Here is a 20,441-nt window from a genome sequence, read left to right as displayed (position 1 = left end):
GTTTCACAGATAATAACAATTTCATTCTGGGGTGCTGGCAAATATAAAGTTATACAAACTCTGTGAGGAGTTTTTTCACACAAAAGTACGTAGAAAGTTGCTCAAAACTTCAGTCTTAATTGTCCTGTGAGGGCGTTATTACTGTAAGCGTTTTCACTTATATCTCGATTGCGAACGTTACTAAATGTATAGCCCAGGTCTGCTTCAATGTTCGGTGTAAGTTTAGCTGTACAAAGAGTTTGGTAACTATTGGCGTTATCAAATTTGCCGTTTAGTCGCTGTTGTCCAACAGTGATAGCAAAGCGACAGCGCAAAGCATCAAATAAATCTCCTTCCCAACCCAACTCGGCATTATAAACCAGAAAATCTGGCGGGGAAAAATAGCCACTCTGGCGTTCTACCTCGCGTACGTAATTCCACGTGAACAAATTAGCGGAGACGGAAAATTGCCCTAATTTGCGTTCTAATCTGCTAAAAGACTGTCGTTCAGAATTACCATCGTTATAACTGCCCCATCGATATAAGGCAAACAAACTAGTGTTGCGGTCAATTTGCCAGAATAAACTTGGCCCAAATCGCCAAGCTGTAATTTGATTGTCTAAGGTTTGAGCGTTGAATTTGTAGGGGCCTTGTTCTATATTTCCTGATATAGCTAAAAGTGATGTTAATTGACCATCTGGTGCAACTTTGGCGAGGGAAATAGGCGCTTCGAATTTGGCATTGAAATTAATCCCTGTGGGTAGACGATTGAAAGTATCTATTCCTGTTGCTGTTTGTAGTGTTACATCTCCAATTTTGCCTTCCCAGCCTACTTGTAAGGGAATGTTTATAATTGATTCAATGCCCGATTGTCTAAAAGTATTAAAACCTGTTTTTAAGCGAATTATATTACCATTTTGGAGTTTAAACTGAGCAGTTGGTTCAATGATTTGATTAGTTTGCCCAAAATTATCACTATTATTACGAAAATCTGTTTGGATATTTTCTAAATCAGCAAAGGGCGTTACAGGTTCAGTGGATGTTGGTGTAGGTTCTACTTTTGGTGGGGGTAGTTTGAGACTAGGATTAAAGTTTTCTGGCGCCGCAAGCAAAAAAGGGAGTGGGGAAGGAATGAGATGATCTTCTTCTAGTTCAGTTACTAAAGTAAGTTGTTGATTTAATTCAAAAGATTCCTTGACAGGATAATCATGATTATTTAATTGAGGTCTTTCTAGACTAATAACTGAAATAACTGGTTCTGCTTTTGCGGGATTCATCGATAAAATCCCCAAACCAAAGCTATACATGATTATCCCTAAATGTCGTAAGTATTTGCAACTAAATTGGACAGATAGTTTATACAACATTAATTAATAAGCCCTTAAATTTAGATACTTGTATAAATAGATAAAAAATTTATAACAAGAGATGGCAAATTTTGAGTAGTGAACTATACTTAGCAACGGGTAATATCTTCATTGCCTAAGTCACGGTGCAATGGGTGGATTTTAGGTGATTATAGAATCTGGATTGTATTTTCAGAACCAAATAACATATCTAAATCTACTACACCCATAGAGAAAATACTGAAATCTTCTATTTTTAGAAATACTCTTAATAAACCTGGCACACTTACAAGTACCTCAGCAATATTAACTAAATAAGCTGATCAAATTGCTTCCCAAAGTGCAATGTAAATACAAATGCTGTTATTTTAGAAAGTTTGATATACCACATAAACAACTAAAAACCATTAATTTTTTAATTTTATTTCAGGTGCAATATGGCTTCAATTTCAATTGTCAATGATGCAACAAATTTTTCCGGAAATAGTCGTTCTAGCCTTAAAAAAAGAACTTTACTATTTCGCTATCTAGCAGAAATAAATTTAATTTTTGGCGCTTGGTATTTGCATTGGCGGATTACTAATTCCATCAACTTTGATGCGCTGTGGCTGTCAATTCCCCTATTACTGGCGGAAATTTACAGCTACTTCGGCGGGGTCATGTTTGTCATTGGATTGTGGCGACCTTTAGTTAGACAAATTAAATCCCTCGACAGGCTCACACCACCCATACCAACCTCTGATTGGCCGACTGTAGATGTGTTTGTTACCTGCTATAACGAACCGCCAGAAATTGTGGAAGCAACTGCTAAAGCCGCTTTAGCTATGGATTACCCCACAATTAAACTACGCGTTTATATATTGGATGATGGTAATTCTCAGCAGATGCGAACAATGTCAGAAAGATTATGTATTGAAGATTTACAATCACCATTATTACAACAAGAAGCTAATCGAATTGATGCTGAACGTTCGGCTTTGGTAGAACGTCTTGAGGAATTAAATAATTTACAACCAGATTTAGTAGATGCGGAAGAATGGTTAAAAAACTGTGAATCAGAAGCCGATAATTATCTTAAATTTTTAAATAGTCTGCGGCAATTTATCTTATGGCTAAATCTAGAATTACCTACAAATACTATCCAAGAACGTCTAACTAAAGAAAAACAATTATTAGAATCAGCTATTTATGAAAAAGAATTAGAATTAGTTGAACTCACTCGTTTACGGTATATTGCTCGACCCAAACAACCAGGAGTACCCCATCACGCCAAAGCTGGTAATCTCAACTACGCCATTTTTTCTGGCGAAACCATAGGAGATTTTATTTTAACTTTAGATGCAGACCATATCCCCAAACCTCAATTTATCAAACGAGTTTTATCATATTTCTATACTTACAATTTATTTACCGGAAAATACGAACAAAATCAAATTGCCTTTGTACAAACACCCCAAGATTTTTATAATATTCCCCCTGGTGATCCTTTTGGACATCGCGCCAATTTGTTTTATGGGCCACTACAACAAGGTAAAGATGGGATGAATGCAGCCTTCTACACAGGAACAAATGCGGTCTTGAGAAGAGAAGCATTAATTAGTGTAGGACTGCAATATTTTGCTGATGAATATGCCAAAAATGAAAAACGGTTAGACGAATTTGAATTAATTGGCGGTGTATCTAGCAATAGTATTACCGAAGATATGAACACAGCGATGCGCTTACATGGTGCTGGGTGGAAATCTGTTTATCACAACGAATTATTAGCGGAAGGATTAGCACCTGATGATTTAAGTTCTACATTAAAACAGAGATTACGTTGGGCCCAAGGAACTATACAAGTATTGGTAAGAGAAAATCCATTGACAAAAGCCGGACTAAGTTTTTGGCAAAGGTTACAATATTTCAAAACCATGTATAGTTATTTTTCTGGTTTTGCCACATTGGTATTTATTTTGTGTCCAATTATCTATTTTTTCACAGGAACTATCCCAGTGAAAACCTTCGGACCTGATTTTGCCTTACACTTTTTCCCAGCTTTTATGATTAATCGGCTTACCTTTTTAGCAGCGACTTGGGGTATTCCCGCTAGAGAAATATGGCGCTCAGAACAATATGCGATCGCTTTATTTCCTTTATTAATCCAAGCTGTGTGGAGTGTGTTTACTGGACAACCAATTAAATTTCAAGTTACACCTAAACAACGTCAATCAGGAATTTATATGCGGTTGATTTGGCCCCAGTTAGTTGTCTTTATCCTCACAATTTTAGGAATGTTATGGAGTCTTGTCCGCTTTGGTATGGGAACTTTAAATACCCCAGGGGTATATCTGTTAAATGGTGCTTGGGCTATTTATAATTTGTCTTTAATTTGGGCAATTATTAATGCTTCTGTTTGGCAGCCTGATTCTAATTCCTAATTAAGCAAAAGCATGATTTTAAAGGTATTAATATAGCTTTACAAACCTTGCTGTTTTTTTAGATGCAATGTAAAAATTGCTTTATCAGTAACTTAATTTACCAGGAAACTCTATGAATCCTACAGTTAGTGTAATTGAACCTTCAGGAATTTTAAATGCCGTCAAGGGTAATGAATTACGTCGTGAAATTACTAATCTTATCTCTACAGGTATAGAGATTGTCTTAATTGATTTGCAGGAGGTGAATTTTATTGATAGTTCTGGTTTAGGTGCTTTGGTTGCGGCAATGCAATCTGTAAAACAAGCTAATGGTAAGCTATTTATCTGCTCTGTGAATGATCAGGTGAGGATGGTATTTGAATTGACTAAAATGGATAGGATATTACAAATTTTTCCCACTAGAGATGAGTTTAATAGTCAGGTGTTGGCTATACAATAAATTTTTTATTTCACGCGGAGGCGCAGAATCGCAGAGAGAAAAAATGCAAAAGCGCCTGGAGATTTCTCCCTCATGTACTGGCTTGTTTTTGCGGTTGGTTTTTAATTCTCTTAATTAAAAGTAACTTTGAGTAGAGATAAATCATCATCAAAAGTAGTAGTGGTACTGAGATTTTTAATCTGGGCTAATATTTGTTGAAGACTACAGATATTTACTTGAGTACAGTGGATTAACAAATCAAAGAAAGCATTAAAACCCCACAATCTACCATCAGCTTGTAAAACTTCATAAGCGCCATCACTAAAGAGGTATAAAGTGCTATTATCGGCGATTTCTAAAATATCCACTGTAAAATCAATATCAGGCACAAACCCAATGGGTAAATCTAAAGAACTTAATTGGTTGATATTTTTGGCATCTTGATCAATTAATACAGCTGGCGGATGTCCAGCATTCGCATAAATTAATTGATGTGTCAACTGATTGTAAACTCCATACCAAATTGTAAAATACTTATTACCATGACTACTCATTTGAAAACTATGATTAAGAGCTTTTAAAACTTCACCTGGATGACAAAAATTCGTATTGGGGAGCGACTGCGATCGCAACACATTTAAAACAGACATGGACAGTAGTGCTGAACCAACTCCATGTCCAGAAACATCTAAGAGATAAATAGCCAAATTATCATCATCAATCCAGTAATAATCAAAGCAATCTCCCCCCAGCTGCGCCGAAGGAACAAACAAAGCCTCTGTAGTTACAGTACCTACCAGCGGTGATGGTAAGAGTGATCGCACATAATCAGCGGCTTCCGCCAACTCAGCTTCTAAGTTTTGGTTTAACTTTTCTAAAGCTATTTGTTTATTTTTTAAATCCTGATTAAGCTGATATAATCTTAAGCCTGCTCTTACCCGCGCCTTCAACTCATTCATTTCAATCGGCTTAGAAACAAACTCATCTGCACCAGCATCTAATCCTCGAACTCTATCCCCCTCCTCCCCTGGTGCTGCACCCTTTGCAGTCAACAAAATAAAAAACGTAGTCGCTAAATTAGAATCTTCCTTAACTTGACGACACACCTCCAAGCCATCCATTTCTGACATTACCCAGTCACAAATAATCAAAGCCGGACGTAATATTTTCGCTTGTGTAATTCCTGCTTGCCCATTGCTGGCTACAGTAGTATCATAACCCTGATTTTGCAGCGTTCTTTTCAGCGCTACCCGCACTATAGGATCATCATCAATAATCAATATCTTAAACATAAATTTCAATTACATAATATTCCGTTATTTCTTCTTGTGCTTTGCATCCTTTGCGGTTAGTTTATTGTATTCACCACCAAAATTCAAACATTATTAAGGCTAAGAGTGAATAAAAAAATTCATTTAAAAGTTAACACAGACCTCAACGCCACAAGCGAAGTTTTATCCTGGTTTGAGCAAATAAATCAACCCCCCTTATCTAATAAAAAAATTTGGTGGCAATGTCAAACTTTACTCATTGAAGGCTTTGCCAATATTGTAGAACACGCACATAAAAACTTACCCCTAGAAACTCCCATTGAATTAGAAGCCTTGCGATTAAATGAATATATAGAAATTCGCATCTGGTCTTTTGGTCAAGCATTTGATTTACAACAACAATTACAGATAAAACCTGAACTTACAGATAACTTTCAAGAAAGGGGTCGCGGTTTAAAAATTATGGACTCCATAGCAGAAGAATTAAATTATCTGCAAATAGATGATCATCGTCATTGTTTATTTTTGAAAATTAAATATTAACAACTTAAAAAAGCTTGAATTTCTTTAACAAAACTTTCCAACTCCGCCACCAATTCAGTTGTACCAGCACACTGCTGTTGATGACTTAGTTGCTCCAGTTTTTCTGCGACTTGCTGCATAGATATAGCTCCTATATTGGCACTAGCACCCTTGAGATGATGAGCTTCTCGCGCCAATTGCTGAAAATCAAGTGAGGCGATCGCCGCTTTGGTTGCTGCTAAATGTAACTGACTATCTTCAACGAATATTTGTAATAATTCTAGTTCAAATTCGGTATTGTTTTCAGAGAGTTGATGTAAATGTTCCCAATCAATAGCTATATCTTTATGTAATATTAATTGGCTCCAATGTTCTAGTACACTTGCTAATTTATCTTTATTTACTGGTTTACTTAAATAATCATTCATCCCAGCATCTAAACAACTTTGTTGGTCTTCTTTCATGGCATTAGCTGTCATGGCAATTATTACAGGTTGCCGATGACTACAACGCCGAATTTCTTTGGTAGTTTCTAAACCATCTAAAATTGGCATTTGGCAATCCATGAAAATCAAATCATAGGGAATTTCTGCTAATAACTGTAAAACTTCTTGCCCGTTAGCAGCAATATCAGCTTTATAACCTAAGTTTTGTAGTTGCTTTAGGGCAACTTTTTGATTCACTAAGTTATCTTCTGCTATCAAAATTTTTAAATTACATTTAGTCACTTGAGATTGATTAACAATGGGTTGCTCAATTTTTAGAGAATTTTGTCGGACACCTAAGATATTCATGATTGTATCGAGTAGCCGAGATGGTTTAACAGGCTTAACTAAATAGCTAGCAAATCCTATATTTAGTGCTTTTTGAACTTCATTTTTTTGATTAGTAGAAGTCAACATAATTAAAGGAATATCAGCAATCACAGTATTACTTTTAATTTGTATTCCCAAAGTTAAACCATCTACCTCTGGCATTTGCATATCAATTAAAGCCACATCATAAGGTATGCCTTGTGTAGCAGCAATTTGTAAAATCTTTATAGCTTCAGCCGCACTAGCAGCTTCATCTACTTGCATTCCCCAACGGGTGGCTTGATGGTAGATAATTTTGCGGTTAGTAGCATTATCATCCACTACTAACAAGCGGCGATGGGTGAGAATTTCCCCTTCATGTACAGGGGAAACAGACTGAGACTGTTTAGTAAAAGTTAACTCAAACCAAAATTGAGATCCTTTTCCTAACTGACTATTCACACCAATTTTTCCTGCCATCAAACTTACCAATTGCTGACAAATAGTTAATCCCAAACCTGTACCACCATACTTGCGAGTAATGGAAGCATCTACTTGGGTGAAAGGCTGAAAAAGTTTGCTTTGGTCTTCAGCAGAAATACCAATACCTGTATCTGTAACAGAAAAATTGATAGTGGCTGTGTGGAGAGTTTGTGATAGCAATTCCGCTCTAATTATAATCTCACCACTACTGGTAAACTTGATAGCATTACCAATCAAATTCATTAAAATTTGTCGTAACCGACTAGCATCACCTTGTAAATTAATCGGCACATTACGATGAATCAATCCGGCTATTTCTAATCCTTGTTTATGGGCTTGGGGTGCTAATAATTCCAATACTTCTTCTACACAAGTAGACAAGTCAAAATCTAAAGTTTCTAGAATCATTTCTCCAGCTTCTAGTTTTGACAAATCCAAAATTTCATTAATTAAACATAAAAGGGCATCACCACTAATACGAACTGTCTCAACAAAATCACGCTGTTCTGCATTCAAATCAGTTTCTAATAATAAACCAGTCATCCCTAAAACAGCATTCATGGGTGTACGAATTTCATGACTCATATTCGCTAAAAATGCACTTTTTGCTTGAGAAGCCAACTCGGCTTGATGACGGGCAATTTCTAATTCTTGGCGTTGGAGAGTTTCTACTTCTAATAATTGAGCTTGGGCTAAAGCAATACCTACTTGATCAGCAAGCGATCGCAAAAGTTCAATTTCCCAATTATTCCACTCACGAGAATGATCATATTGATGAGTTATGAGTAATCCCCACAATTTATTTTGCAGAAAAATAGGGATAACAAGATTAGCTTTAATTTGATATTTTTTCAGTAATTCCTCATAGCAAGGCTGGATATTAGCTTGCTCAATATCATGAATAATGCCTATTTCTCCCTGATGATATTTCTGAATATAAATATCTGTAAAACAAGGGTCAATCAGATTTTGCTCCATAACTACAGGTAATCCAGGAATTAATGCTTCTTTGAGAACTGTTAAGGAACCATCGGATTGTAATTGCGAAATCACTACACGATCTGCTTGTAGTAGTTCCTGTACTTCTGTGACGCTAGTTTGCAGAATTTCATCGATTTGCAAAGACTCACGAATTTTAAGAGTGATATCGGCTAATAATTGCGATCGCAAGTTTTGTCGTTGTAATTCTTCTTCGGCTTGCTTGCGTTCGGTAATATCAATCCCAGTAGCAATAATATATTCAACTTTCCCCTGTTCATCATTGAGATTAGCATTACTCCAAGCAATTAACCGCCGATTACCATCTTTCGTTAACCAGTAATTTTCATAGTCTTTAACTTTGCGACCAAAAGCAGCTTGTTGTAAAACAGCTTTCACTGCTTCCATCTCTTCTGGAACTAAAAATAAATTCCCAATATATCTATTTCTCACCTCATTAAATGAATAACCAGTAATTTGCTCACAGGCTTGATTAAAACGCACGATTCGCCCCTGTAAATCCAGCACTACTACTAAAACACTGGCTGTATTGAGGATGGCAAAAATAAAATTACGCTCTTGTTTTAATGCTTCCTCTGTGCGTATGCGTTCAGTAACTTCTCGATAAATTAAGTAGTAAACAAAAGCCAAAATCAGAAAACATAGACAAATAGCGATCGCCACAGTCAAAATACTATTACGTCTGCTAATTGTTGCGGCTAAAGACTGTTGTTGTAGTCGTTGATTTTCTTCATTCTCTATTTCACTGATTATCTTACGGATATCATTCATGAGATTTTTACCCTGATTAGTTTTGATTACCTGTAAGCTGGCATCAAATCCATTATTTTGCCGCAAATTTATGGTCTGTTTGATTCCCGCCAATCTCTTGGCTATCAAACTTTTTAGGGTGATAATATGATTTTGTGGATGTAATTTATTTTCTGTTAATATTGTTAATTTTTCAATTTTTTGATCAATCTTATTAACTGCCAAGTTATAAGGCTCTAAATAAGATGCATCACCCGTAAGAATATAACCACGTTGTCCAGTTTCCGCATCCGTGATCAGAGCAATTAATTTTTCTAGAATATTAATTCTTTCTAAAGTTGTTTTTTGTTGGTTATTAATTTCTAGATAAGTTTTTGTATTCTGATATGAAACCATCCCAATTAAAATGAGAATTGCTGATGCTAACCCAAACCCTCCAGCAATTTTTTTAAAAAATTGTAAGCGTACCTTCTTAGATTGTTGACGTTCTTGATTTACCAATACTAAACTATCTAAATTGCGTCGCAGTTCTAGTTGCTTAATAACTTGATTACCTAAAATACGTAAAGCATCTACTTGTTCCGTCGTCAGATTTCGCGGTATTTGGTCAATTACACAAAGCGTCCCCAAACTGTGTCCTTCGGCATTAGTCAGCGGTACACCTGCATAAAAACGGACATTGGGGTCTGATGTCACTAATGGGTTACTAGCAAACCGTTCATCAGTTGTGGCGTCAGGAACAATAAAAACATCACTTTGCAAAATAGCATGGGCGCAAAACGCCACATCACGGGGGGTTTCTAGCGCCTCTAAACCAACTTGAGATTTAAACCATTGACGATTGGTATCAACTAAACTAACCAAGGCAATGGGAGTACCGCAAATATACGAAGCTAAACGAGTTAGTTCATCAAAAGACTCTTCTGCGGGAGTATCCAGAATTTTGTATTGTAAAAGCGCCTCAATTCTTGCTGCTTCGTCATCAGGTAATGATGCTTTCATTGGTGCTAATCCATGCCTATCGTCATTATTCGTGGTTGGTCAGATGATTGTTAGTGTTATTAATAATGACACAGGTAATTCAGTATGTCAGAAAAGTAAATTAATATGAATCCATCAGACATATAATTAGCTTGATCTGTAAGGGTTCACATCTACAAAAAAATCTAGATTATTAAATTTATGTATTTTTTATGGTCTTTATGTTAATTAGCTAACTATTCAGGGAATCATATCTATATAGCTTGATGACTTCTTCCATAACAGCCTGCCATCAAAACCTTGTCTACTTTGAAAACTGTAGTTTGTAATCAAGATTATGAGATTGCTTCCTGGCGTCGTAATGACAAAAACTCCACTTTTCATGATGGACAAGCGCCTACAACTCACTGATGCAGAATTTCAGGAATTTATTAATTACCTAAAGCTTCAAGTAACCACAGAGTAAGTATTCTAATTCTCAGAAAGCATGAGAATAAACCGGGGTTGTGGCCGCTTGCCTGCATACATAGACAGAAATTTTCTAGATAATATCTATATTTAGGTATATACGAAATCTTTCCATATATTTACCGTCTTTTGGGTAGATATCCCAAAAAATTCTGAATAACATCGTATTAAGACATATTAGACGTAAATTTTAAGTTCTAACCTTTGAGTTATGAATTTCTGATAGAGAGTGCTTACTGTTAAGTGTGCTTATAAATTATGTTGAAGCATCGCAAGTATTATTAACGCACCTGCTATTGTTCAGAGCAAAGATTTAGAGAGCAATGCATTATGTCTACCCACCTAGAATCAAAATCTTATCCTTCAGAGAGGCAGCAAGCTGCTAGTTTACTAAGATCATTGGGGTGGAGTGGGTTTTGGATACAATTGGTTTTAACCATCGTTTCTGGACTCATTTTAGGGTTCGCGATTCTTGATCCGAATCTCAATCTCAATCTCAAGTCAGGGATCGGGTTGCTGTCAGTGATTGGGGGAATTGCGGCTTTAAGCTTAAGCATTTACTGGTTTTTTCGCTACGTTCATCTTGGGCAGCAATTGTCAGCCCCAGAACCAGCTTTACATCCTAGCCGCAAGGAAATAATTCAACTTTTGCAACTAGGAGTTTCAGTCAACTTGGCAGCAATGTTATTGACGTTAGTCGGTATCGAAACAATTATTGGAGCATTGCTTCTCAAAACATTATCAGTTCCACAAGGTGCTGCTGTCTATCGCACAGGGCAACTGATTGAGCCTATTGATATTTTTGTTGTCCAAGCAAATATCAGCATGATTGTGGCTCAATTTGTGGGAATTGGCATTCCATTTTGGCTTGCAAGTCGTGTCAAGGCAAATGCATCTAAAGATTGACGAGTCTAGATAAAATCGGAATGCACCAGATTATAAACTTCACCTAAAAATCTTCATCATCAACGAAAAACTCAGCATCGTCATCTAACCTAGATTGACCTTGCCAAGAACCCGCCAGACCCCACAGAGGTTGCAGTAATGCCATACCAATTAAACCAATACCGGCACTGAAGGCCAACACCAAACCAACAGGTATTTGAATTGATTGAAATGTTAAGAATTTTAAAGATACCAGTGTGGCGTTTTGGACGGAAATAATTGCGATCGCCACTACCCAAATAGCCGCTACTAGAGATATTAAAATAGGAGTCAAAGTTTTCATAATAATTTACTTCCCCTCTCCTCTTGGGAAGGAGAGAGGTTAGAGGTGAGGTTTTACTAAACTACTACTGTTTCTAGTTTAGCGATGGCATTTTCCATTTCTTGAGCGATTTTGCTCAGTTTCTCTGGAGAGTTAGTTTCCATGTAAACGCGTACCAGGGGTTCTGTGCCGGAAGGACGCAGTAAAATCCAGCTACCTTCTTCTAAATACAATTTAATACCGTCTTTGCGTCCGACTTCTTTGACTTTAATCCCGGCTACCTCAGTAGGGGGATTTTTCGTAAAGGAGTCGATGACAGCGGTTTTGTGTGCTTCTGTCAGATGCAAGTCCAGACGGTTATTGTAAAGTGGGCCATCAGCTTCGGCGATCGCTTCTTTCACAAGTTGACTCAAGGGTTTACCTTCATAGGCGATGGCTTCGGCCACCAACATATCAGCTAAAATGCCGTCTTTTTCGGGAATATGCCCAATTACACTTAAACCGCCTGATTCTTCACCGCCAATCAGTACGGTAGTTTCCCGCATTTTTTCACCGATGTATTTAAAACCAACGGCTGTTTCATAAATTGGCAACCCATGTTTAGCGGCAAAATTATCCAGCAGGTGAGTTGTAGCTACAGTACGGACTATAGCGCCGCTTTTACCTCTATTTTTAATTAAATGACGTGCTAACAACAGCAACACGGTATTAGGAGTCAGGAAATTACCTAATTCATCCACAATACCAAAGCGATCAGCATCACCATCTGTAGCCAAGCCTAAATCAGCTTTATCGGCACGTACTGCTTCCACTAACCCAACCAATTGTTCGCCTTTAGGTTCGGGCATTCCGCCGCCAAATAACACATCCCGTTTGATGTTGAAGCTTTCTAATTGACAACCGCAGTATTGTAAAACTTCATCCAAGTAGCCGCGAGAGGTAGAATAAAGGGCATCGTACTTTACCTTTAAATTCGCACTTCTGATCCGTTCTACATCGAGTAAGGTGTAGATAAATTTTAGGTAATCTGGTTTGGGATCAAAAATGGAAATTTTACCAATAGGAATACTATCGGGTAGTGCATCCGATGCACTTTCAATATTTGCCACAATAGTATCAGTAATCTCTGGAGTGGCAGGCCCAGCATAATCAGGGATATATTTAATCCCACAGTAAGGTGCTGGATTATGGCTGGCGGTAAACATTAACGCCCCAGCGGAATTTAAGAGACGGGCGTTGTAGGCAATTACTGGTGTAGGGCAATCCCGATCAGTAATTTTCACAGTCCAACCCAAGTCTGCTAGGACTTCAGCCGCTGTTTGGGCAAACTGGTCAGCTAAAAACCGAGTATCGTAGGCAATAAGAACTGGTCTATCTTTTGAATAGGCTGTTTCGAGGTAACTTGCGATCGCTCTTGTTACTTTCCGCACATTGGGAAAAGTAAAATCATCGGCAATAATCCCTCTCCAACCGTCAGTACCAAACTTTATCTTGCTGGAATTACTACTAGCGCTCATAGATGCCACTGTCTCCCGTCCATCTTCAATACTATAGGAAGCTTCCCGCAAAGCGTGCGTAGCCGCAAGTCTCCCCGAACGTATTTTTTCTCACTGCTATTGAGCAATGTCAACTCCTGATCGACCTTTTGCCAGTTATCACCTTTGGTCTCTAGTTGCCCCAGCTACAGGGCAAGAACGTTGGCATTGCCAGATGAGACGGGGATTTATCAAAGCACGTCAACATGAGCCACAAGTTAAAGCACTATTAGGTAAAGCTACTGCACCCCAGCGGATTGGCATCCTCGCCCAAAAAGGCGTTTATGAATTCCATCATAATAGACATTTGTTACAGCAATCAGACGGTGTAGAACAAGTTGCACAAATTCTCAAATTAAATAACTCAACTTATCAAGTACAACAGCGCGTGTTGCAAATTTTACAAAAATATTATGATGAACCATTATTAATCAACAAACAAATTATCCAATTAACTCCGGGGGATGAGGGATTTCCCAAACCTATTTTTATTGATCAAGAAGCTTACCGCTTCCGTTTATATGCGGCCATGGACTGCGTTTTTATTGAATCCGATCGCACCTTACATATTTTAGATTTCAAAACGGGTAAATCTGCTTTTGACCACAGACAAGCATTAGTTTATTTACTAGCTGCTCGTTATCTTTATCCTGGATTACCGGCGGTAGCATCGTTTTATAACTTAGAACTAGCTAAAAAATCTGATTTAATTAGCATCAATAATAGCGAATTAGAATCATTAAAGCTTGATTTAGCAAACATTGCCCACAAGCATCAATACGACTTGCAAAAATATCACGAAAAAACTACCAATTTCAGCAAAATTTTTCCTCCTAATCCAGGTTACCACTGCCGATTTTGCCCATTTCACCCTATATGTGAATTTTCCGAGCCAGGCTCTCAAGTTCATTCCATGCCTACCTTGAAAAATCATGAATCGCAGAAAAAGGGACTAGAGACTAGGGACTAGAGAAATGACCAAAAAATGACAACAAAATTCAAATTATATTAGCTTCATATTCTGTAATTGCTCCCAATGCTACAAGTGTTTGTTGCTGAGACTGCGTTAAACCAAAAGCACCTGTAATATTCATTTGTTCGTAAGGTCTGGGAGTGCGAAGCACTTTAACACATTCACCAGTGTCAACATCCCATAGTTGGATAGTTTGGTCTTCGCTACTACTGGCTAAGAGAGGTTTTTTATCTGAGTGAAGATAGATAAAAACAACTGCATAAATCCATCGTGTATGACCCTGTAGCATTTTTAAACATTCCCCAGTTTCAAGATCCCAAATTCTCACAGTTCCATCAGCACCACCACTAGCTAATAGACGACCATCTGGGCTATAAGCTACTGTAATTATTGGTTCAGTATGTCCTTTTAGGGTTTTTATGCATTCGCAGGATTCAACATCCCAAATTTTGATTGTTTTATCTTCGCTACCACTGGCTAAGGTTTTACCATCAGGGCTGAACTTAGTTAGCCAAACTGCATTACTATGTCCTGTAAAAATTTTGCAACATTCTTTTGTCGCTACATCCCAACCTCTAATTACTTCTTCTGCACCAGAACTAACCAAAAGCTTACCATCAGGACTGTAAGTGACAAAGGCGATCGCATGATTATGATGAAATAAATAAATACATTCCCCTGTATTCACATCCCACAGCCTCATCTGACGGTCAGTAGCACCAGTAGCTAAAGTTGTACCATCAGGACTGTAAGCTAGAGAAATTAACCACTCTGTATGACCACGACAAATATGTAAGCATTTTCCTGTTTGTGCGTCCCAAATTCTCACAGTTCCATCAGCACCACCACTAGCCAAAGTCTTACCGTCAGGACTATAAGCTACTGTTCGCACCCAATGGGTATGACCTTGCAAAGTCTTCAAACATTTTCCCGTTTGAATATCCCACAGTTTCACTGTCTGGTCTTCATGACCACTGGCTAAAATTTGCGGCGGAGAATTATTCATCAATGGAGAAACAGCCAGCGCCCACACACCGCTACTGTACCCTGGGAAGGTTCTTGTACAACGTCCTGTGCGAATATCCCAAAACTTGATGGTTTGGTCTTCATCACTAGCAATGAGAGTTTGACCGTCGGGACTAAAAACCAGGGAACGAATACCATTGGTATGTCCTTGTAAAGTTTGGCGACATTCTCCTGTGTGCATATCCCAAAGAAGAATTATGGTATCAGCACCGCCACTGGCTAAAATTTTGCCATCCTGACTACAAGCTAAACACCAAACAGCGCCTATATGACCATTAAGTGTGGCTAAAGAATTTCCTGTATCTACACACCAAAACTTGATAGTACAATCAGCACTACCACTGGCTAAGGTTTTACCATCTGTACTAAATACTACAGCCCAAATTACATCTGTGTGTTCTTGCAGGGTTTTCAAGCATTCCCCTGTGGTTACATCCCAGAGTTTAATTGTATGTTCAGCACTACCACTAGCTAAAATTTGAGCATTTGGAGTCAAAGCAATAGACCAAATCCAATTTGTATGTCCTAGCAGAGTTTTTAAACATTCCCCTGTTTCGATATCCCAAAAGCGAATTGTGAGATCAGCGCCGCTACTTGCTAGTACTGAATGATTGTGACTTTCAACCAAATATATACACCAAATAAAACCAGTATGACCTGTGTAAGTTTGCAGACATTGACCTGTTTGACAATTCCATTTTTTGATAATTCGTTCATCACTACCACTAAATAAAGTTTGACCATCAGCGCTAAAAACCAGAGAACGCGCCCAACCTCCATGTGCTTCCCAACTTAAGCGTTGCTGTCCGTCTGAGATTTGCCAAAGAGAAATTTTCCCATGACTATCGCCTGTTGCTAACAAAGTACCATCAGGACTAATTGCTACTGTAAAGGTGTAACTAAGATTGGCTGTAAAGGTAGATTTTGTTAAATCTGAGTGAGCAAAGTTAGTATTGTGTAAGTTAATACCTTTTAAATCAGCTTGCCAAATTGTTAAATAAGAAAAATCATAATTACTTAAATCAACTTGCATTTGTCGGAGTAAATTAATTGTGTTGCCGCCCGTATATCCGGTATCAATCGGTTTTTGTTTCCGTAAAGATGCCAGAATTATGATTAGGTGTGCAGCAATGCGTTGAGTATCACCAAAAGTAGCAAGTAATTGTTTAATTATAGGGTTGAGAATGAGGTAAATTTGAATTTCTTGAATATAATCTTTAGTAGTCGCTTTAATTAGCGCATGGGTTTTGAATAAGGCAACATTTTGAGTATTAATTTCATCACAGACTTGTTGAATTAAACAACTGGTCATATATTCCATTAACACAGGCTGTAATGTAAACAAGCCACTGCCTTTTTCAATTAGACTACGCCTTTCTAAACTTGCTAGTGCTTCTAGAAGTTGCACCGAAGAAATTGGAGAAAGTAAATCAGAGTGAATTTCTTTAAAATTTACAGGTTCGCGGTTGATGGCTAACCAGTACATCACTTGTTTTTCTAAATCTGATAATCGTTGAAATTGTTGTTCGATTAAATCTTGAATATCACCGAAAACTACAGTTCCTTCAGCCAGGAAATTGCCGATTTGACTATCAAATAAATCACGAATGGTAGTAGCGACAATCTTCAATGCCAATGGATTACCTGCGTAAGACTGAATTAAACTTTGCCATTCATGTTTTGCAGCAGTAAAACTTCCTTTACAATTAAAAATTGCTTGTCCATCAGTAATTGATAACCCTGATAATGACAAAGACTTGACTGGTAACATTTCACCTTCTAATATTGCCACTTCTCTAGGTTTTTCTCGACTGGTTAGCAGTAAACAACTTTGATGACGAGATTCACCAATTCTTTTAAACAATTCTCCGTAAACTTCATAACCGGGACGATATTGACCTGTGCGACCTTCACAACCATTCAAAATAATCTCTGCATTATCGAGAATTATTAGACAGCGATGTTTTTGCAGATAGGTAAGTAATAAAGAAATATGCTCAAAGATAGATGCAGATACATGACTTTCCTGATGATGAGAAAGAACTTGAATCAGATTAGTTAACAGTGATGTAATTGTAGGGGAATTTTGGAGCGATCGCCAAATCACATACTCAAACTTGTTCTGAAGTCTTTCACCCAATTTCACAGATAAAGAAGTTTTGCCAATTCCCCCGATTCCTAATAGCGCCACTAGCCGACAACGGTCTTGAATAATCCATTTTTCTAAAGTTGTTAGTTCTTGTGAACGACCATAAAAAATAGATACATCAGGCGCTTCACCCCAGTCATAATGGGGAGTGGTAGTAATGAGTTGTTGGGAGTACCATCTTCTGAGGGAGGCGCGGAGGTTATCTTTAGTTACTTTTTCCCCCATCGCTTGAGAAAGACTTTTCCACAGTCGAAAGCCCACAATTTTGATGTAGTCAGCATCATAACCAAATTCTTCGGCAATTTCTGGATAGGTTTTTTGTTCCCAAGACTGTCGCAAGATGATTTCTTGTAAATCATTTAAAGATGCGGTTCCCAAAATGCTTTCTACAATTACTAAGGCTTCTTCGACAGTCATTTGTCTAATATTGCTTACTAAAGATAACTATGATTGATAACTTTAAATAACTTTTAATTACTGCAAATAATTAGCAGCTTTTCTATGATGCTATCAGTTGTTGATTCCCAAGAAACAGCAACTTTAAATCATTCACAAAATCATTGGAATTATTTTAATCTATGACTACCACCTTACAAAGACGCTCTAGCGTTAATGTCTGGGAACGTTTCTGTGAGTGGATTACTAGCACTGATAACCGTCTTTACATCGGTTGGTTTGGTGTTTTGATGATTCCCACTCTTTTAACTGCCACCACTTGCTTTATCATCGCCTTTATTGCTGCACCCCCTGTGGATATCGATGGTATCCGCGAACCTGTTGCCGGTTCTTTAATTTATGGCAATAACATTATTTCTGGTGCAGTTGTGCCTTCTTCTAACGCCATTGGCTTACACTTCTACCCCATCTGGGAAGCGGCTTCTTTAGATGAGTGGTTGTACAACGGTGGCCCTTACCAGCTAATTATTTTTCACTTCTTGATTGGTTGCGCCTGTTATTTGGGTCGTCAGTGGGAGTTATCTTACCGCTTAGGGATGCGTCCTTGGATTTGCGTAGCTTACAGCGCACCTTTAGCTAGTGCTACCGCAGTCTTTTTGATTTACCCCATCGGTCAAGGTTCTTTTTCTGATGGTATGCCTTTGGGTATCTCTGGAACATTTAATTTTATGTTGGTGTTCCAAGCAGAACACAATATTTTGATGCATCCATTTCACATGTTGGGTGTAGCAGGAGTTTTCGGTGGTGCATTATTTAGTGCTATGCACGGTTCACTTGTGACATCTTCCTTAGTACGTGAGACAACTGAAACTGAGTCTCAAAACTATGGTTATAAATTTGGTCAAGAACAAGAAACCTACAATATTATAGCTGCCCACGGTTACTTTGGTCGTTTAGTGGGAAGGCTGAATGAGGCAGTATTGGGGACTGCGGCTAATAGTCGTACTCTTCACTTCTTGTTGGCAGCTTGGCCTGTTGTTGGTATCTGGTTCACTGCTTTGGGTATCAGCACAATGGCGTTTAATTTGAACGGGTTTAACTTCAATCAATCCGTACTTGATGCCCAAGGGCGGGTAATTAGCACCTGGGCTGATGTGATTAACCGGGCAAATTTAGGGATGGAAGTGATGCATGAACGTAACGCGCACAACTTCCCTCTAGACTTGGCAACAAATGAAGCCGCACCTGTAGCTTTAACCGCTCCAGCTATTAACAGCTAAGGGCGTTGTTCAAGGTTGAATAGTCGTTTTCTATGATTGCTTAATTGTGGGGATGGTGTACTCCATCCTCATTTTTTAATGAGAATTTTCAGCTATGCTTAAATTGATGCTATTTTTGTCATCTATTTAAACATCACATCTATGTCTCAAAACCAAACAGTCCGTACAACCATCACTTTACCTCTAGAAGTGTTAGCTGCTACTGACGAAGTAGTTAGTCAAGGAAAAGCCAAGAGTCGCAATGAATTTGTTGCTCAAGCAATTTTACATGAGTTGGAAGCATTAAAACGGGCAGAAATTGATGCTGCACTAGTGGAAATGACTCAAGATCAAGAGTATCAAGCCGAAGTACTCAAGATGGATGCGGAGTTTGCTGTAGCAAGTTGGGAAGCCTTGGAATTAGGAGAATCCCCAGCATGAGGAGGGGAGAAGTTTATGATGCTCGACTTGAACCGATAGAGGGATCTGAACAAGGTGGAACACGTCCTGTAATTATTGTTAGCCGAGATGTAATCGCTGCTAATAGTCCTGTAGTGTTAGCTGTTCCCTGTACTACTTACAAAGCTGGTAAAAAAGTTTATCCTACTCAAGTATTAATCAAAGCCCCAGAGGGAGGATTAACCAATAATTCTATTGCTATGACAGATCAGGTGCGAGTATTATCTAAAACTCGCTTTTTGAGTTTACGAGGAATACTTAGTGATGAAACAATGACTTTGCTAAATCAGGCTTTGTTAATTGCTTTAGATTTACCAGGGTAAGTCGCCTCGTGGGAAATTTAGCGCCGATATATAGTATATGAAAGAGTCATTGGGAGGCAGCGATCGCCATGAGCGTGATTGTGGCTAAATGGACGATTGACGATTATCATCGCATGATTGAGGCTGGCATTTTATGCGATCGCCAAGTGGAATTACTGGAAGGAGAAATCGTTGAAATGTCGCCAGAAGGAGAACCCCACGCATATTGTAGTGATGAAGCGGGTGAATATCTAGCAAAATTATTAGGCGATCGCGCCAAAGTTCGTCAAGCTAAACCTATCACCCTACCCAACGACTCAGAACCCGAACCGGATATTGCCATTGTCCAACGTTTAGGAAGGGAATATCGAGAGCATCATCCTTATCCAGAGAATATTTACTGGTTGATTGAGTATGCAAATTCTAGTTTAGAGAAAGATTTAGAGCTAAAAAGCAAAATCTACGCCGCAGCCGGGATTTTAGAATATTGGGTTGTAAATCTCAAAAAGTCACATCTAGTGGTGTTTCGAGACATCTTAGATGGTGAATACGCTACAAAACAGACATTGACTACAGGAACTATTCAACCATTGGCATTTCCAGATATATCTGTTTCGGTAGAAGATATATGCGATCGCTCTTAGATTTAATTGACATCCTCTCCCGCTAAATACAAGATTGTAGCGGGAGATTCCAACATCACT

Annotated in this window: 15 protein-coding genes; 9 read left to right on the top strand and 6 right to left on the bottom strand. The window is 38.2% G+C overall.

All coding sequences use genetic code 11. The features are described 5' to 3' along the window. Positions 1-101 precede the first annotated feature (101 nt). Positions 102-1,256: a hypothetical protein gene (locus ACM0OT_RS20495; RefSeq protein ID WP_414566245.1), complete on the bottom strand. Its 1,155-nt coding sequence runs from the start codon at positions 1,254-1,256 to the stop codon at positions 102-104. 506 nt (positions 1,257-1,762) lie between these two features. On the opposite strand from ACM0OT_RS20495, the gene ACM0OT_RS20490 reads away from it, so the two are divergent. Together ACM0OT_RS20490 and ACM0OT_RS20485 are read left to right on the top strand one after the other, a co-directional pair. Continuing rightward, positions 1,763-3,745, top strand: a complete 1,983-nt coding sequence (locus tag ACM0OT_RS20490) for a glycosyltransferase (protein WP_414566244.1) — start codon at positions 1,763-1,765, stop codon at positions 3,743-3,745. Positions 3,746-3,857: 112 nt separating this feature from the next. Further along, positions 3,858-4,184, top strand: coding sequence for an STAS domain-containing protein (locus ACM0OT_RS20485; protein WP_414566243.1), 327 nt, complete (start codon positions 3,858-3,860; stop codon positions 4,182-4,184). A gap of 110 nt (positions 4,185-4,294) precedes the next feature. Here ACM0OT_RS20485 and ACM0OT_RS20480 read toward each other — a convergent pair whose 3' ends face one another. Beyond that, positions 4,295-5,455: a PP2C family protein-serine/threonine phosphatase gene (locus ACM0OT_RS20480; RefSeq protein WP_414566242.1), complete on the bottom strand. Its 1,161-nt coding sequence runs from the start codon at positions 5,453-5,455 to the stop codon at positions 4,295-4,297. A 105-nt stretch (positions 5,456-5,560) separates the two neighbouring features. Between ACM0OT_RS20480 and ACM0OT_RS20475 the strand changes: the two genes are divergently transcribed. Continuing rightward, positions 5,561-5,977 (top strand): ATP-binding protein, encoded by a 417-nt coding sequence (locus ACM0OT_RS20475; protein ID WP_414566241.1) that lies wholly within the window; start codon positions 5,561-5,563, stop codon positions 5,975-5,977. On the opposite strand, the gene ACM0OT_RS20470 is transcribed toward ACM0OT_RS20475, so the two are convergent. Further along, positions 5,974-9,984, bottom strand: coding sequence for a response regulator (locus ACM0OT_RS20470; protein WP_414566240.1), 4,011 nt, complete (start codon positions 9,982-9,984; stop codon positions 5,974-5,976). The genes ACM0OT_RS20475 and ACM0OT_RS20470 overlap by 4 nt on opposite strands. Before the next feature lie 777 nt (positions 9,985-10,761). On the opposite strand from ACM0OT_RS20470, the gene ACM0OT_RS20465 reads away from it, so the two are divergent. Next, positions 10,762-11,337: a DUF3611 family protein gene (locus ACM0OT_RS20465; RefSeq protein WP_414566239.1), complete on the top strand. Its 576-nt coding sequence runs from the start codon at positions 10,762-10,764 to the stop codon at positions 11,335-11,337. A 43-nt stretch (positions 11,338-11,380) separates the two neighbouring features. Here ACM0OT_RS20465 and ACM0OT_RS20460 read toward each other — a convergent pair whose 3' ends face one another. Together ACM0OT_RS20460 and ACM0OT_RS20455 are read right to left on the bottom strand one after the other, a co-directional pair. Then, positions 11,381-11,659, bottom strand: coding sequence for a LapA family protein (locus ACM0OT_RS20460; RefSeq protein WP_414566238.1), 279 nt, complete (start codon positions 11,657-11,659; stop codon positions 11,381-11,383). A gap of 56 nt (positions 11,660-11,715) precedes the next feature. After that, positions 11,716-13,155, bottom strand: a complete 1,440-nt coding sequence (locus ACM0OT_RS20455) for a phosphoglucomutase/phosphomannomutase family protein (RefSeq protein WP_414566293.1) — start codon at positions 13,153-13,155, stop codon at positions 11,716-11,718. A 106-nt stretch (positions 13,156-13,261) separates the two neighbouring features. Between ACM0OT_RS20455 and ACM0OT_RS20450 the strand changes: the two genes are divergently transcribed. Next, positions 13,262-14,143, top strand: coding sequence for a PD-(D/E)XK nuclease family protein (locus ACM0OT_RS20450; RefSeq protein ID WP_414566237.1), 882 nt, complete (start codon positions 13,262-13,264; stop codon positions 14,141-14,143). 28 nt (positions 14,144-14,171) lie between these two features. Here the strand turns inward: ACM0OT_RS20450 and ACM0OT_RS20445 are convergent, their stop codons facing one another. Then, the gene (locus ACM0OT_RS20445; protein WP_414566236.1) at positions 14,172-17,738 is read right to left on the bottom strand and encodes an eIF2A-related protein; all 3,567 of its coding nucleotides are present in this window, start codon (positions 17,736-17,738) and stop codon (positions 14,172-14,174) included. Positions 17,739-17,899: 161 nt separating this feature from the next. Between ACM0OT_RS20445 and psbA the strand changes: the two genes are divergently transcribed. From psbA to ACM0OT_RS20425, 4 genes are all read left to right on the top strand, one after another. Continuing rightward, the gene (gene psbA, locus ACM0OT_RS20440) at positions 17,900-18,997 is read left to right on the top strand and encodes a photosystem II q(b) protein (protein WP_414566235.1); all 1,098 of its coding nucleotides are present in this window, start codon (positions 17,900-17,902) and stop codon (positions 18,995-18,997) included. 141 nt (positions 18,998-19,138) lie between these two features. Continuing rightward, entirely contained in the window at positions 19,139-19,417 is a 279-nt protein-coding gene (locus ACM0OT_RS20435) for a ribbon-helix-helix domain-containing protein (RefSeq protein ID WP_414566234.1), read from the top strand. Further along, positions 19,414-19,758, top strand: coding sequence for a type II toxin-antitoxin system PemK/MazF family toxin (locus tag ACM0OT_RS20430; protein WP_414566233.1), 345 nt, complete (start codon positions 19,414-19,416; stop codon positions 19,756-19,758). The genes ACM0OT_RS20435 and ACM0OT_RS20430 overlap by 4 nt, the downstream gene beginning before the upstream one ends. Before the next feature lie 68 nt (positions 19,759-19,826). Then, positions 19,827-20,381 carry a Uma2 family endonuclease gene (locus ACM0OT_RS20425; protein ID WP_414566232.1) on the top strand — a complete coding sequence of 185 codons (555 nt, stop codon included), beginning with the start codon at positions 19,827-19,829 and terminating at the stop codon, positions 20,379-20,381. Positions 20,382-20,441 lie beyond the last annotated feature (60 nt).

It is taken from the genome of Anabaena sp. CCY 9613 (assembly GCF_963920895.1).
Taxonomy (GTDB): domain Bacteria; phylum Cyanobacteriota; class Cyanobacteriia; order Cyanobacteriales; family Nostocaceae; genus Cyanocohniella.
The sequence above is the reverse complement of the archived record's forward strand: the minus strand, read 5'-3'. Positions and strand labels throughout refer to the sequence as shown.

Coding starts and splice junctions, on each gene's coding strand:
- ACM0OT_RS20425 (WP_414566232.1), top strand. CDS start 19,827: ATGAGCGTGATTGTGGCTAAATGGACGATTGACGATTATCATCGCATG.
- ACM0OT_RS20430 (WP_414566233.1), top strand. CDS start 19,414: ATGAGGAGGGGAGAAGTTTATGATGCTCGACTTGAACCGATAGAGGGA.
- ACM0OT_RS20445 (WP_414566236.1), bottom strand. CDS start 17,738: ATGACTGTCGAAGAAGCCTTAGTAATTGTAGAAAGCATTTTGGGAACC.
- ACM0OT_RS20450 (WP_414566237.1), top strand. CDS start 13,262: ATGTCAACTCCTGATCGACCTTTTGCCAGTTATCACCTTTGGTCTCTA.
- ACM0OT_RS20455 (WP_414566293.1), bottom strand. CDS start 13,155: ATGAGCGCTAGTAGTAATTCCAGCAAGATAAAGTTTGGTACTGACGGT.
- ACM0OT_RS20490 (WP_414566244.1), top strand. CDS start 1,763: ATGGCTTCAATTTCAATTGTCAATGATGCAACAAATTTTTCCGGAAAT.
- ACM0OT_RS20480 (WP_414566242.1), bottom strand. CDS start 5,455: ATGTTTAAGATATTGATTATTGATGATGATCCTATAGTGCGGGTAGCG.
- ACM0OT_RS20460 (WP_414566238.1), bottom strand. CDS start 11,659: ATGAAAACTTTGACTCCTATTTTAATATCTCTAGTAGCGGCTATTTGG.
- ACM0OT_RS20465 (WP_414566239.1), top strand. CDS start 10,762: ATGTCTACCCACCTAGAATCAAAATCTTATCCTTCAGAGAGGCAGCAA.
- ACM0OT_RS20435 (WP_414566234.1), top strand. CDS start 19,139: ATGTCTCAAAACCAAACAGTCCGTACAACCATCACTTTACCTCTAGAA.
- ACM0OT_RS20485 (WP_414566243.1), top strand. CDS start 3,858: ATGAATCCTACAGTTAGTGTAATTGAACCTTCAGGAATTTTAAATGCC.
- ACM0OT_RS20470 (WP_414566240.1), bottom strand. CDS start 9,984: ATGAAAGCATCATTACCTGATGACGAAGCAGCAAGAATTGAGGCGCTT.
- psbA (WP_414566235.1), top strand. CDS start 17,900: ATGACTACCACCTTACAAAGACGCTCTAGCGTTAATGTCTGGGAACGT.
- ACM0OT_RS20495 (WP_414566245.1), bottom strand. CDS start 1,256: ATGAATCCCGCAAAAGCAGAACCAGTTATTTCAGTTATTAGTCTAGAA.